The following is a 13,222-nucleotide window of genomic DNA, read 5'->3' as shown; positions in this document are numbered from 1 at the left end:
TGATCCACTCGGCACGGCCCCAACGCGCCCACGCCCAGCCCATCACCACCGCCGTCAACAGAGAAGCGCCCGCGCGGGCAAGCACCATTTCGGGCGCACCGGGAAACGCGACGGCGGTGGCCACCAGGACAACGGGATTGATCGCCGGCGCGGCCAGCATGAACGCCAGCGCCGCGGCGCCCGTCGCCCCGCCGTCGCCGAACAATCGCCGCGCCAACGGCACCGAGCCACACTCGCAGCCGGGCAGCGCCGCCCCGCCGATGCCCGCGGCGAGCACCGCCAGCCCTGGGCGCCGGGGCAGCCAGCGGGCCAGGCGCTGCGGCGAGACGAACGCCGCGATCAGGCCGCTGACCACGACACCGAGAACCAGGAACGGCACAGCCTGCACGAAGACCCCGCAGAACACCGTCCCCACGGTCGACAGCGCGGCGCTGTCGAGGACCGTGGCGCGCAGCGTCGTCGCCGACAGCGCGCAGATCAGCAGGAGGCCGACAAGGACTTCCATGGACCCCGGCCGCAGACTGCGCCCGGATTTCAGCGTCGGCACCGCACCATTATTCCGCGCGGGCGCGCGTTGTCCGGTCAAGACGTGCTAGCGGTCGCGGGTCGTTTCGCCGTCGGCGTCGTCTTGCCAGGTGCCCGGCATCATCGGCATCGTGGGGCCGCCGCCGAACTCGTCGCCGGCGAGCGTCGTCAGGCCCGCCGCCGCGCCGGCCGCCGCCTTGCGCGCAGTTCCGGCGAATCCCAGCGTGCCGGCTCCGCGGTCGGAGGCGGCCGCCGGTTCGTCGCCCGGGCCACCCCAGTCCGGATTCACGTCGACGTTCATGTCCATGAATTCGTCCGCGTGATCGCGTTGCCGCTGGCGCCGTCGCCGCTGCGGGCGCCGCGGCCGGCGCCGCGAGGGGGGTGTGGCCGAGCACGGGCGCCAGAGTGGGCGCGGGCGCGACGGGCGCGGGCGGTGGGGCGACTGCGACTGCCGGCTGCGGTATGGCGGACAGGCCCGCCAACCCCGCGAACCCACCCAGGGCGCCGACCGGAGCAACGGCGAGCAGGAGCGCGGGCGCGAACAACTCCGGTTGGCTCGTGAAGATTTCGAGGATGTGCGTCGGCCAGTCGAACAGCGCGAGCTGGACGATGTATTGGAACGCCAACGCGGGATTGTGCACCAGGTAGTAACCGAACTGCTCGAAGTCCTCGAGGAGCTCCAAGGCCCGCACCACCCAGAAGATCGGCTGGCCGGCGTTGGTGTAGGCGTCGTAGTCGAGCCCGTTCACCGTGCCCTGTGCGGGATCCCAGTTGATGCCCAGGTTCTTGAGGATGTTGGCGATGAAGTCGTTGAAGGGATTATCGATCGTGGGGTCGTGATCCGGGTCCCCCGAATCATCGCTCGCAGCATCGGCTTTCACGATCGGCGGCGCCGGGTCGGCCTGCGGCGTGGCCGCCACCGCGGCGGTGGAAACGGCTTGGTAGGTGGTCATCGTGGTGGCCGCCTGCACCCACATCCGCGCGTAGTCGGCCTCGTTGACCGCGATAGGTATCGTGTTGAGCCCAAAGAAGTTGGTGGCGACCAGGACGCCGTGCACCACATGATTGGTCGCCAGCTCGGGCAACGTCGGCATGGCCGCCAGCGCGCTGGTATAGGCGGCGGCGACGACCTCGTGCTGGGCCGCCGCCGTGGCGCTGTCGGCGCTGGACCGGGCCAGCCATTCCAGGTAAGGCGCGTGCGCGGCCGCGTATGACTCCGCGCTCGGCCCCTGCCAGGCACCCGCCTGCGTGGCCTCCAACACCGCGCTCAATTGTGTGGCTGCCGAAGCATATTCGGCGCTCAGATCGGAGTACGCACTTGCCGCCGCGAGCAACGAGGCGGGTCCCGCGCCGCTGCTGAGCAGCGCCGAATGCACTTCCGGGGGCGAGGCCATCCATATGGGCGCCGTCATAACGAACTCCTCGGGCTGGGCTGATCCTGAGGAGCTTAATGAATATGATTGTCGTTATCAACACAACGGCGGCGCTCAGATCAACGGGCGCCCCGCCCGGATCCTGCGGTCGACGTCCCACAGCAAGACGTTGAACGGGAAGTGGCGGACGAACCGCGGCAGGCGCCGGTTCACCGCGGCCAGCACCGCGATGATCCGGTCAAAGCGTTGTTGCCGGGTCGCATCCCACGGCAGGCGCATCTCCTCGCGAAACCGCGCGGGCAAGAAGCCGGTGGTGATCAGCAGCGCGAGGCCCTCGGTCACACGTTGGACGGGGCCAGGCAACCGCAGGCCCCGGATGCGGTTCGCCGCAATGGGATACAGATACTCGCGCACGGCGTCGTCGATGTGCACCGTGGCCAGCGACTCCCGCCAGTACCGGTCGAACGCCTCCCGGTCCGGCGGCCACATGTGCTCGGGCACCTGCAACGTGGTGGCCAGCGCCATGCCCTCGCGATAGTGGCGGTCGGCGTCCGCACCTTCGAGTTCACCGATGAACATCCGGTAGATGTCGACGCCGCCCTTGTACAAGCAGGCGCCCACCCACAATTGCAGGCCAGGGTCGAAGGCGTTGTACCTCACCGGGCTGTCGGGTGTCGAGTAGACCTGCGCGTGCGCCCGGTTCACCGCGCGACGGAAGGCGGCCTTCTGAGCATCGCTACCGTTGGTCGCCACCGCGAGATAGGTGAAGGTGGTGCGAGCCCGTTTGATCGGGTGCAGGTCGACGCGACCGCTTTCCACGCGGCTCTCCATGACGCCGTATCCGACGCCGGGCTGCGCCAGCTGCATGATCACGTTCGCCGGTCCGGCGAGCAAGGCGATGCCCATAAGGCCCTCGTCGATGCCTAACGCGCGGCGGCCGCGGCCGGTGCGGCGCGGCGGCCGGGGCGGGTCGGCAATGGGGCGTTCGACGTGCCGCATCGGTGGGTCGACCGGCTGTCGGATTGCCATGATCGGGTCCTTCCCCGCAGCCCGCTAATGTGCGAACGCTCGTTTCCTGATAGTGTCGCGGTGCACGCGTGGTGTCAAGATGGTTGGTATGAGCGAGACGCCCAGCGCGCGGCCCTATCGCGGGGTCGAGGCCACCGAACGGCTGGCCGCTCGGCGCAACCGGCTCCTCGCCGCCGGGCTGGATCTTCTCGGGGCGGACCAGCAAAGCATGGCGGCGGTCACCGTCCGCGGCGTGTGCCGCAAGGCGGGACTCGCCGCGCGCTACTTCTACGAAAGCTTCGCCGACAAGGACCAGTTTGTCGCTGCCGTCTTCGACTGGGTCGCCGCGGAACTGGCGGCCACCACCCAGGCGGCGGTGGCCGCCGTACCGCCGCACGAACAGACCCGCGCGGGCATGGCCAACATCGTGCGGACCATCGCCGACGATGCCCGCCTCGGCCGGCTGCTGTTCAGCACCCAACTCGCCGATCCCGTGGTGGTGCGCAAGCGCGCCGAATCGCGGGCCCTGTTCGCGATGCTGTCCGGGCAACACGTGGGTAACGCATTGCGGATGCCGGCGAACGACCGGATCAAGGCCGCGGCGCATTTCGTGGTCGGCGGCGTCGGGCAGACCATCAGCGCCTGGCTGGCCGGTTTCGTCCGGCTGGAACCCGAGCAGCTCGTCGACCAACTGGCGGCGTTGATCGACGAACTCGCCGAGCCCGACCTCTACCGGATCACCGACACCGCGGTCGACGCCACGGTCCGCGACTGACTACCCGCCCACGCTCACACGCGGTGGGCTCCAGTCGCGGGTCGCCGCCAACGAAAAGTCGCTCAGAGTACTCGAAAGCGCTTCTCGCAGAGCTTCGTTGGAGTTATGGCAGCCCAACTCGTAGGCGAGGGCCGAGACGAACACCCGCCCGTTCAGCCGCCCGGACAACAACGCCAGTGCCCCGTTGGTGCAATGCATCGTGCCCGCGGTGACGCCCGGGTAGACGGACTTGATCGCGAAGCAGTCGGCCTCGGTCCCGTCCGGCCGGTTCACCTGCGGGGCAATCACGCCGAGGTTCGACGACACGACGGTGGTGGCGCTGCCGGTGATCACGCTGATCAACCGCCGAAAGACCCATTTCGGTATCAACGGGACCAACGGCAGCAGCTCCCAGCGCTGGTCGGGCGCGTCGTTGTGGGCGATCAACGCCGCCTTGATCGCGGCGCGGATCGGGCGCAGGTCCCGCGGCGCCGGAACGGGGTCCACGACGACGTCGACATTGATGACCGCGTTGGCGCGGGTGTCCCCGGGCGTGCGCTCGTTGAGCGGCATGCCGACCGTGACGGAGCCGTCCGCCGCCACCCGCCCCACGCGGTGGGCCAGCTGCGCCGCCAGCCCCGCCAGCAGCGCGTTGCTGGTTCCGCCGAGCGCGTTCGCGCGGGCGTCCCACTGGTCGGCGTCGATGAAGACGGTGGCCATCGGCAGCGCGATGGGTCGATCCGGGTCGACGGGCGGGGCGGGTCGAGCGCGTGCCGGGGCGACCGGTGCGGCGCCGACACGGCTCGCGCGCGCCTGCCGCACGGCCGCCAGCACGGCCCGGCCGACGCCGGGCGCGTCGCTCGCGGCCTGGCGTGCGTCCTCGCGCAGCGCGGTGGAACGCGTCCGCCGCGCGGCGGCAGGCCAGGCGACCGGCTGCTCGATGCCGCCGGCCGCATCGGCCAGGGCTTCGCACAACCCGACACCGTCGGTGAGGCAGTGAGTGACAACCAGGCTCACCGCTCCGCCGCCCTCGGTGAACGGCAGCACCGCGAGGTGCCAGCCGGGCCCGCGTTCGGCGTCCGGCTGATGGCCGCCCTGCTCGCGGCACCACGCCTCGAACGCATCGCGGGGCCGGGGCGCCGCGATGACCAGCTCGGGTTCGTCGCGGGGCGCGACCCAGCGGTGCCGGCCGAATGGCAACGGGGAGCGCTCGATGCGCCGCGACAGCCGCCCTCGCCGCAGCAGGCGATGGAACGTGCGGACGCCGTCGAGATCGACGTCGCGGTCGTAAACCCAGATGCACTGCAGCAGGCTGGTGGCGCCGGTCGCCCGCTCGCCGAGGAACAGCGTTTGGTCGGCCAAGTCCAGGACGTTGTTCATCGTCGACGGCTCCTTGCTGGGGCGCGCGCCCGCACCCGATCGTGTTCTACCTAGGCCGCGACCACGTCGGGCTGGTCGGGGGTGGTTTCGATGACGCGCGTGAATTCCTGGCGCAACGTCGCGATGTAGCGATGCACCGACTCGCGCGCGACGTCGTTGTCGGGGAACGAAATCGTCACGGTGGTCCGCTCGACGTGCCGGTTGATCCACATGTTGATCCCACCGGCGGACAGGCTGTCGCCGTAAGTTCCGAAGTTCATCTCGGCCCACAGGCCGACCAGGGGAATCTTGCGGAAGTCGAGGAACGACACCATCATCGGCAGCTGCGAGGGCAGCGTGATGCCGAGTTCATCCGGGGTCGCCAACTCCAGGACCCGTTCGACCGGTACGGCCGCGAGGTCCTTGGCGGCGTCGAAGGACTTCTGTGCCGCCCGCGCCGCCTCGGGGAACGAGTCGCCCCCGGTCGGCACGGTGACCGGGATGAGGCTGGCGAACCATCCCACCGTCATGGAGTCGATGCCCGGTGAGCGGGTGTCCTTGGCTGTAAACCCGAAAAATGTTTCCTTGCCGGTCAATTGGTGTTCAGCCAGCGCCGTGCAGGCCAGCACCCCGCCGATGAACCGGGCGCCCGCCGCGACGCAGGCCGCGTCGAACGACTCGGTGCCCGCCGCGTCGAGCAGTTCGACCGTCACCAGGTCCCCCTTGCAGCTGGCCCACGTGTCGCCCAGGGGCAGCGGGAAGCTCGGCCAGTCCCCCTCGGTCTCGCGGGCGAACTCGATCCAGTCCTTGATCTCCGGGGAGGACAGGGTCAGGCTGGCCGCGTTTCCGCGCTGGCGGGCGGTGTAATCGCGGTAGCTCCTGACCTCCGGCAGCGTGGTCGGGCGCCGACCATGCGCCCCCAGCGCCAGCTCCTGGTAGGCGAGTTGGATGTCGAGGAAGATGAGCGCGGCGGAGAGACCGTCGATGTGCAGGTGGTCGACGCTGGCGTAGAACGTGAAGTGGTCGGCTCCCTGAACGATCCCGTAGGTGAAGCAACCCCACCCGAGCGTTTCGGGGGTGGTGGTCAGGACGTGCTCGCGGGCCTGCTCGGGGCTCATGGTCCCGAACGACACCGGAGCGAGCTCGATGACTTCTGGATCGACGGCGTGACGGACGAGCATGCCGTCAATGAATTCATACCAGCTGTGATAGGTGTCCTGGCTGCGCACGTGTGCGTTGATCGCCGCGGTCATCGCCGAGAAGTCGCACTCCCCCGGGATGTCCCACGCGACGACCATCAGGCGCGGCAGCTGCCTGTTCAACGTCTTGCCGTGAAACGCCGTCCAGAGATGTTGGGTCTGTTGATAACTCGCAGCCGCATTGCTGCGCGGTGCATTGCGCGCCGCTTCCTGCGCCTCGGGCGTCACCAGCCACGTGGTCAGCAGACCGTGCGGTGGTTGCCATTCGCTAATGTTTCCGAGTGCGACCATTGTCGAGTCCTTAGATTCCTGATCCGTGGTTCGGTGCGCGCCATGGCGGGGGGAACGTTGCGCGGAAAGCTGCTCTCGTGGTTTCGATTCCGTTCGGGCTGGGAATCTCCTCACGAGCGGCCAGTGGAGAAGTTGATGCTCACCGCGTCCATAGCGCCCCCGATGTCGCTGAGGGGGACGGTAATGGACGCATGTGAAATTCGCGCCTTTTTAGGAACATTCACATTCCACCGCGAACATCACGGGACCCGCGTACCGTTATTCGGTCGCTCGGTGTCGGCCAGGCGGCGCGGACAGCGCGGTTGCCTAAGATGAACATCCATGGCCCGTCAGGTAAACCGTCGTCGTAGCCCCCTCGGTTCGGAGTACCCCGTTACGGGTCCGCTGTCGTTGCTCGTCGACCGACTGTTGGCCGCCAGCCGGCACACCGGGCCGCGCCTGTACCGGATCCTGTGGGGCGTGCAGGCGCCGCCCGCGCCCGATGCTCGCGCAGCTGAATGACCGACATCCATTGACGTGGTTCGCGTTTCGCGCCGGAGATCCGCCGGGTTCAGGGAAAAAGCGGCAGGTGCCACAGCCGCATGCCGGTGCGCAGCATCCACAACCGCATCATGGTCAGCCGCAGGATGCGCAGCGCGCCCGAGATCAAAAAGAAGGCCAGCGGTAACTCGATGAGCAGCGCGGTGCACAGCGAGAGCCAGAGGTCGCGCGGGCCGGCCGTCATCAGGTCGAACCACGCGTCACAGATCAGCAGCACCCCCGAAGTGAAAGCGGCGAACAGCACGACTTGGCGGCGCAGATAACCGAACACCGCGGTGGCAACCATGAACACCACCAGCAGCATGTCGAAGCCCACCCAGGTGGCCTGCCAATTGTGCGCGACGTAGTTCTCCGGCAGTGTGACGGACAAATATCCGAGCCACGGGATCATCGCGACCGACCCGCCGATCATCAGGCTCAACCGGATGCGGCGAAGCCGGGCCAGCAGCGCCGGATCGACCAGGTCACCGAGGGGCTGCTCCAGCCGGGAGATGAGGTCTCGCCGCTGCGCGGGCGTCAGGGCCGCGATCTGCGCGTCGGTCAGGATGCCGTCGGTCATCACACGCATTGTCCCGCGTCGGCGGGCCGGCGCTCAGGAGCTCGCGGTCACCGGCGGGCGACGGTCCGCGGCGGTCCTGGGTACAGCCCGCGCCTCGGTCGGGTCGAACTCGGAGACCCAGCAGGCGAATTCGAGGGTGATGCCGTCGGGATCGAAGAAGTAGAACGAGCGCACGTACACCCCGGGGTGCAGCGTCTTGGACACCTGCCATTCGCTCGTGTCGTGATTGAGAACCGGGCCGACCCGGACCCCCTTGTCTTTGAGGCGCTGGCGGTAGGCGTCGAACTTCTCGGCCGGGACGTGAAACGCCAAGTGATTCATGGTGCTCACCGCGCTGGTGATCTCGCCGATGCCCGGTATCGCGGCCGGTGAGGAGATTCCGGGGACCCGGTCCGGCGCGTCGGCGAACCAGAAGAAGGCGACGCAGTCACCGTTACCCGCGTCGAAGAAGAAGTGCTGCCCCTGGCCGCCGGGCAGGTCGAGCGACTTGATCAGCGGCATACCGAGGACGTTGCTGTAGAAGTCGACGGTGCGGGCCATGTCCGAACACACCAGGGCGACGTGATTGATCCCGCCGAGTTCGAATTCCGTGTTCGTGTAATGCGGCTTGATCATCGTGCGTCTCCTCCCCGGCACCGGGCCCGGCGAGCCTGGCCAAGACCTGAATGTGAATTTAACATCATCAGTCTTGGCCCCGGCCAGCCCCGGTGCGCCCGACGCCGGGGCCCGGGGTCGCGCCGGCGGTTGCCGCCGGGCCGCCCGCCGCAAAGGAGGACCGCGCCAGTGACTCGTCGCAGCGGTGCCGCCGGGGTCGTCCGCGAGTTCGTCGGGTTACCGTCGCCGACCGCCGGGCGCGCCGGGGCGGGCGGTCACCCGTGCCAGGGGCTGTACCACCGCGGGGTGGGACGCAAGCCCAAGGTTGCCGTCATCGCCACGCATTACCAAATCGACTTTTCCGAGCACTATCTCGCCGACTACCTGGCCACCCGCGGCGTCGGGTTCCTCGGCTGGAACACCCGGTTCCGCGGCTTCGAAACAAGCTTCTTGCTGGACCACGCATTGGTGGACATCGGGGTGGGGGTACGGTGGCTGCGCGAGGTTCAAAAGGTGGATGCCATTGTGCTGCTGGGAAATTCGGGCGGGGGTTCGCTGATGGCCGCCTACCAGGCGCAGGCGGTGGCCCCGAACGTCACGCCGTTGGACGGCATGCGCCCGGCGGCCGGGGTAACCGAGCTGCCGCCCGCCGACGGTTACGTCGCCACCGCCGCCCACCTCGGACGCCCGGATGTGCTCACGGCCTGGATGGACGCGGCCGTCACCGACGAGCGGGACCCGGTGGCCACCGACGACGGCCTCGACCTGTTCAACCAGTGCAACGGGCCGCCCTACTCCCCGGAGTTCCTGGCGAACTACCGCCGAGGCCAGGTGGCACGCAACCACGCCATCACCGACTGGGCCGAGAAAGAGCTGAAAAGGGTTCGGACGGCGGGCTTTTCGGATCGCCCGTTTTCTGTCATGCGCACCTGGGCCGACCCCCGCATGGTCGATCCCAGCATCGAACCGACCAAGCGGGCGCCGAACACCTGCTATGCGGGGGTTCCGGCCAAGGCCAACCGCTCGGCGCACGGCATCGCCGCCGCCTGCACGCTGCGCAACTGGTTGGGCATGTGGAGCCTGCGGGTCGCGCAGACACGGGCCGAACCCCACCTGGCCCGCATCGACTGTCCGGCCCTGGTGATCAACGCCGACGCCGACACCGGCGTCTTCCCGTCGGACGCACGCCGCCTGTACTCCGCGCTCGCCGGTGCCGACAAGACGCAGGTGTCGATCGACACCGACCATTACTTCACCACGCCGGGCGCTCGCAGCGAGCAGGCCGACATCATTGCAGGATGGATCAGCAAGCGGTGGCTTCGAAACAATCCTTGAGAGTCCTCGCCCACTTCGTCCCCGGTGCCAAAGTGCTGGATTTCCTTGCCGGAGAACGGGAGTGGCTGGACATCCGGTGGTGCCCGGAAGACGCGCAAGAGCTGTTCGACGCGGAGTTGCCCGAGGCGGAGGTCATTTGGCACGTCTTGCGTCCGCTGTCCGGCGCCGACCTGCGCCGCGGAAACCGCCTGCGGCTGGTGCACAAGCTGGGCGCGGGGGTGAACACGATCGACGTGGCGACCGCCACGGAGTTGGGCATCTCCGTCGCCAACATGCCGGGCGCGAACGCCCCCTCGGTGGCCGAGGGCACCGTGCTGCTGATGCTGGCGGCGCTGCGCAGGCTGCCGGCGCTGGACGCCGCCATCCGCCGGGGCGACGGCTGGCCGACGGACCCGCAACTCGGCGAGACCGTGCGTGACGTCGGCGGCTGCACCGTCGGATTGATCGGTTACGGCAACATCGCCAAACGGGTCGGCGACATCGTCGCCGCGATGGGCGCCACTGTGCTGCACACCAGCACCCGCGATGACGGGCGGCCCGGTTGGCGGCGGTTGCCCGACCTGTTGGCGACCAGCGACATCGTGTCGCTGCACCTGCCGTTGACCGACCGGACCCGGCACCTGCTCGATCGGGATGCACTGGCAGGCATGAAGCCAAACGCGGTGCTGGTCAACACGTCTCGAGGGGCCGTCATCGACGAGGCGGCCCTTGTGGAGGCACTGCGGAACGGCCGGCTGGCGGCCGCGGGCCTCGACGTCTTCGAGGTCGAACCGGTGGCACCCGACAACCCCCTGCTCGCCCTGCCGAACGTCGTGCTCAGCCCGCACGTCACGTGGTACACCGCCGACACCATGCGGCGCTACCTCACCGAGGCGGTCGCCAATTGCCGGCGCCTGCACGACGGGGAGCCGCTGGCCCATGTCGTCAATCAACCGACCGGTTGTTAGCTTGGAAGGTGCTGGCCGTAACGGCGTCCGCACGCAATGGAAGGCGACCAATGCCGATCGCGATTTCTTCTGAGCATCAAGACCTGGCCGACTCCGTGCGGTCGCTGGTGGCGCGGATCGCGCCGTCGGAGGCGCTGCACGCGGCGATGGACGCGCCGCTCGACGAGCTGGTGAATCCCCCGGCGTATTGGCGCGCCGCCGCCGAGCAGGGCCTGCACGGCGTGCACTTGGCCGAATCCGTGGGCGGACAGGGATTCGGCATCCTCGAGTTGGCCATCGTACTGGCGGAATTCGGTTACGGGGCGGTCCCCGGACCGTTCGTGCCGTCGACGATCGCCAGCGCGCTGATCAGCGCGCACGACCCGGATTCCACGGTGCTGGCCGAGCTGGCGTCGGGTGCGGCTATCGCCAGCTACGCCCTGGAATCCGGCCTCACCGCGACCCGGCACGCCGACAAATTGGTGATTCGCGGGGAGGCTCGCGCGGTCCCCGCCGCGGGGCAGGCCACGCTGCTGGTGCTTCCGGTCGCGATCGACAGCGGCGTCGAGTGGGTGGTGCTGCCCGCCGAACAGCTCGAATTCGAGCCGGTGCGCAGCATCGATCCGCTGCGGCCCGTCGCGCACGTGCGCGCCAACGCCGTCGAAGTCGGTGCGGACGCCGCGCTGACGAACCTGAGCCAAGCGACCGCGCAGGCCCTGATCACGACGCTGTTGTCCGCCGAGGCCATCGGCGTCGCCCGCTGGGCGACCGACACGGCCTCGCACTACGCCAAGATTCGTGAGCAGTTCGGCAGGCCGATCGGCCAGTTCCAGGCGATCAAGCACAAGTGCGCCGAGATGATCGCCGACACCGAGCGGGCCACCGCCGCGGTGTGGGACGCCGCCCGGGCTCTCGACGAGGCCGGTGAAAACGGTTGGGACACTGCCGGTTCACACGTCGAGTTCGCCGCTGCCGTGGCGGCCACGCTGGCCCCGACCGCCGCGCAGCGATGCGCGCAGGACTGCATCCAGGTGCACGGCGGCATCGGCTTCACCTGGGAGCACGACACCAACGTGTTCTACCGGCGGGCGCTGCTGCTGGCGGCCTCGTTCGGGCGCAGTTCGGAATATCCGCAGAAGGTGCTGCACACCGCGACGACCAGCGGCATGCGGGCGGTCGACATCGACCTCGATCCCGACACGGAAAAGCTGCGCGACGAGATCCGCACCGAGGTCGCGGCGCTCAAGGCGCTGGACCGCGACCAGCGCAAGGTCGCGATCGCCGAGGGCGGCTGGGTGTTGCCCTACCTGCCGAAGCCGTGGGGCCGCGCCGCCAGCCCGGTCGAGCAGATCATCATCGCCCAGGAGTTCACCGCCGGCCGGGTCAAGCGACCACAGACGGGCATCGCGACTTGGATCATCCCGTCGATCGTGGCGTTCGGCACCGAGGAACAGAAGCAACGCTTCCTGCCGCCGACGTTTCGCGGCGAGATGATCTGGTGCCAGCTGTTCTCGGAGCCGGGCGCCGGTTCGGACCTGGCCAGCCTCAGCACCAAGGCGACCCGAACCGACGGGGGTTGGCGCATCACCGGCCAGAAGATCTGGACCACCGCCGCGCAACTGTCGCAGTGGGGCGCACTGCTCGCCCGCACCGACTCCAGCGCGCCGAAACACAACGGCATCACGTACTTCCTGCTGGACATGAACAGCGAAGGCGTCGAAGTCAAGCCGCTGCGTGAGCTCACCGGCAATGCGTTGTTCAACACGGTGTACATCGACGACGTGTTCGTGCCCGACGAGTGCGTGCTCGGCGAGGTGAATCGGGGCTGGGAGGTCAGCCGCAACACGCTGACCGCCGAGCGGGTTTCGATCGGCAGCAGCGAGGCCAACTTCCTGGCCACGCTGGCACAGTTCGTCGAGTTCATGCGCGACGGACACTTCGACCAGGTTGCCCGGCACCGCGCGGGGCAGCTGATCGCCGAGGGGCACGCCGCCAAGGTGCTGAACCTGCGATCGACGCTGCTGACCTTGGCCGGCGGTGACGCCATGCCGTCGGCGGCGATCTCGAAGTTGCTGTCGATGCGCACCGGGCAGGGTTACGCCGAATTCGCGGTCTCGGCCTTCGGGGTCGACGCGGCGATCGGCGACACCGCCCAGCCGCCCGGGACGTGGGGCGAATACCTGTTGGCCAGCAGGGCCACCACGATTTACGGCGGAACGTCCGAGGTGCAGCTCAACATCATCGCCGAACGCCTGCTGGGCCTGCCGCGCGATCCGTAGTCGCCGCGCGATCCGTAGTCGTCGCGACGGCCGGACCAAAAAGGCCATGCCGACCTGACTTGCGTCAGATCGGCATGGTTCCCCCCTTTTGGAGCCGGCCAGCCTAGGGATGTCGGCACGTCGAGGCTGGCCGGCGCTCATGAGGTGGTGTCTCACCACCACCAATTCCACCAGTGGTGCTGGAGGCCGCCGCCCCAGCCACCGCGACCCCAGCCGCCGTGGCCCCAGCCGCCGTGGCCCCAGCCACCGCGACCCCAGCCACCATGACCCCAGCCACCATGGCCGCCGCCCCAACCGGGCCGGTCGGGAATGATGCCGGGGCCGCCGTGCGGGCCGGCCACGGCGATGCCAGTGGTGGGCGCGGGAGCGGCCTGCGCTGCGGGAGCACCCCCGAAAAGCAGCGCGCCGGCGACCGCTCCCGCACCCATAGCGCTGGCGGCGGCGCCGCGTTGGGCTCGAGGGGAGATGGTGATCGTGGGG

The 13,222-nt window shown here is 69.0% G+C and carries 11 protein-coding genes and 2 pseudogenes; 5 read left to right on the top strand and 8 right to left on the bottom strand.

Features of this window, described 5'->3' with window-relative positions; all coding sequences use genetic code 11:
* The 3 genes and pseudogenes from A5714_RS14565 to A5714_RS14555 all read right to left on the bottom strand — a co-directional run.
* Positions 1-547, bottom strand: a 547-nt coding sequence (locus A5714_RS14565) for a permease (RefSeq protein WP_231975897.1), incomplete at its 3' end; no start/stop codon positions are given.
* A 45-nt stretch (positions 548-592) separates the two neighbouring features.
* Positions 593-1,937, bottom strand: a pseudogene (locus A5714_RS14560) (PPE domain-containing protein).
* Between the two features lie 75 nt (positions 1,938-2,012).
* Positions 2,013-2,927, bottom strand: coding sequence for an oxygenase MpaB family protein (locus tag A5714_RS14555; protein WP_068286100.1), 915 nt, complete (start codon positions 2,925-2,927; stop codon positions 2,013-2,015).
* Between the two features lie 79 nt (positions 2,928-3,006).
* On the opposite strand from A5714_RS14555, the gene A5714_RS14550 reads away from it, so the two are divergent.
* Positions 3,007-3,681 carry a TetR/AcrR family transcriptional regulator gene (locus A5714_RS14550; protein ID WP_068070245.1) on the top strand — a complete coding sequence of 225 codons (675 nt, stop codon included), beginning with the start codon at positions 3,007-3,009 and terminating at the stop codon, positions 3,679-3,681.
* Here the strand turns inward: A5714_RS14550 and A5714_RS14545 are convergent, their stop codons facing one another.
* Both A5714_RS14545 and A5714_RS14540 read right to left on the bottom strand, forming a co-directional pair.
* Complete coding sequence (locus A5714_RS14545; protein WP_068286092.1) at positions 3,682-5,040, bottom strand: hypothetical protein; 1,359 nt, start codon at positions 5,038-5,040, stop codon at positions 3,682-3,684.
* Between the two features lie 50 nt (positions 5,041-5,090).
* Positions 5,091-6,509 carry a condensation domain-containing protein gene (locus A5714_RS14540; RefSeq protein WP_068286089.1) on the bottom strand — a complete coding sequence of 473 codons (1,419 nt, stop codon included), beginning with the start codon at positions 6,507-6,509 and terminating at the stop codon, positions 5,091-5,093.
* 321 nt (positions 6,510-6,830) lie between these two features.
* Between A5714_RS14540 and A5714_RS26150 the strand changes: the two genes are divergently transcribed.
* Entirely contained in the window at positions 6,831-7,010 is a 180-nt protein-coding gene (locus A5714_RS26150; protein WP_156671090.1) for a hypothetical protein, read from the top strand.
* A 49-nt stretch (positions 7,011-7,059) separates the two neighbouring features.
* Here the strand turns inward: A5714_RS26150 and A5714_RS14535 are convergent, their stop codons facing one another.
* Positions 7,060-7,608 carry a hypothetical protein gene (locus tag A5714_RS14535; RefSeq protein ID WP_068070248.1) on the bottom strand — a complete coding sequence of 183 codons (549 nt, stop codon included), beginning with the start codon at positions 7,606-7,608 and terminating at the stop codon, positions 7,060-7,062.
* 33 nt (positions 7,609-7,641) lie between these two features.
* The gene (locus tag A5714_RS14530; RefSeq protein WP_068070249.1) at positions 7,642-8,223 is read right to left on the bottom strand and encodes a VOC family protein; all 582 of its coding nucleotides are present in this window, start codon (positions 8,221-8,223) and stop codon (positions 7,642-7,644) included.
* Between the two features lie 168 nt (positions 8,224-8,391).
* Between A5714_RS14530 and A5714_RS14525 the strand changes: the two genes are divergently transcribed.
* The 3 genes from A5714_RS14525 to A5714_RS14515 are packed head-to-tail and all read left to right on the top strand — an operon-like array spanning position 8,392 to position 12,742.
* A complete protein-coding gene (locus A5714_RS14525; protein WP_068070250.1) occupies positions 8,392-9,537 on the top strand; it encodes an alpha/beta hydrolase in 1,146 nt (381 codons plus the stop codon).
* Entirely contained in the window at positions 9,501-10,484 is a 984-nt protein-coding gene (locus A5714_RS14520) for a 2-hydroxyacid dehydrogenase (protein WP_068070251.1), read from the top strand. Before A5714_RS14525 ends, A5714_RS14520 begins: the two co-directional genes overlap by 37 nt.
* 50 nt (positions 10,485-10,534) lie before the next feature.
* Complete coding sequence (locus tag A5714_RS14515) at positions 10,535-12,742, top strand: acyl-CoA dehydrogenase (RefSeq protein ID WP_068070252.1); 2,208 nt, start codon at positions 10,535-10,537, stop codon at positions 12,740-12,742.
* A 152-nt stretch (positions 12,743-12,894) separates the two neighbouring features.
* Here the strand turns inward: A5714_RS14515 and A5714_RS26640 are convergent.
* Positions 12,895-13,222, bottom strand: a pseudogene (locus A5714_RS26640) (hypothetical protein); the annotation flags it as partial.

This window comes from Mycobacterium sp. E2462, assembly GCF_001672685.1.
Lineage (GTDB): Bacteria > Actinomycetota > Actinomycetes > Mycobacteriales > Mycobacteriaceae > Mycobacterium.
Note: the sequence above shows the minus strand (reverse complement) of the source record. Positions and strands in the feature narration are given on the sequence as shown.

Bases quoted from the DNA above. Each gene is read 5' to 3' on its own strand.
- A5714_RS14550 (WP_068070245.1), top strand. From the start codon at position 3,007: ATGGTTGGTATGAGCGAGACGCCCAGCGCGCGGCCCTATCGCGGGGTC.
- A5714_RS14515 (WP_068070252.1), top strand. From the start codon at position 10,535: ATGCCGATCGCGATTTCTTCTGAGCATCAAGACCTGGCCGACTCCGTG.
- A5714_RS14530 (WP_068070249.1), bottom strand. From the start codon at position 8,223: ATGATCAAGCCGCATTACACGAACACGGAATTCGAACTCGGCGGGATC.
- A5714_RS14520 (WP_068070251.1), top strand. From the start codon at position 9,501: ATGGATCAGCAAGCGGTGGCTTCGAAACAATCCTTGAGAGTCCTCGCC.
- A5714_RS14540 (WP_068286089.1), bottom strand. From the start codon at position 6,509: ATGGTCGCACTCGGAAACATTAGCGAATGGCAACCACCGCACGGTCTG.
- A5714_RS14535 (WP_068070248.1), bottom strand. From the start codon at position 7,608: ATGACCGACGGCATCCTGACCGACGCGCAGATCGCGGCCCTGACGCCC.
- A5714_RS14555 (WP_068286100.1), bottom strand. From the start codon at position 2,927: ATGGCAATCCGACAGCCGGTCGACCCACCGATGCGGCACGTCGAACGC.
- A5714_RS14545 (WP_068286092.1), bottom strand. From the start codon at position 5,040: ATGAACAACGTCCTGGACTTGGCCGACCAAACGCTGTTCCTCGGCGAG.
- A5714_RS26150 (WP_156671090.1), top strand. From the start codon at position 6,831: ATGGCCCGTCAGGTAAACCGTCGTCGTAGCCCCCTCGGTTCGGAGTAC.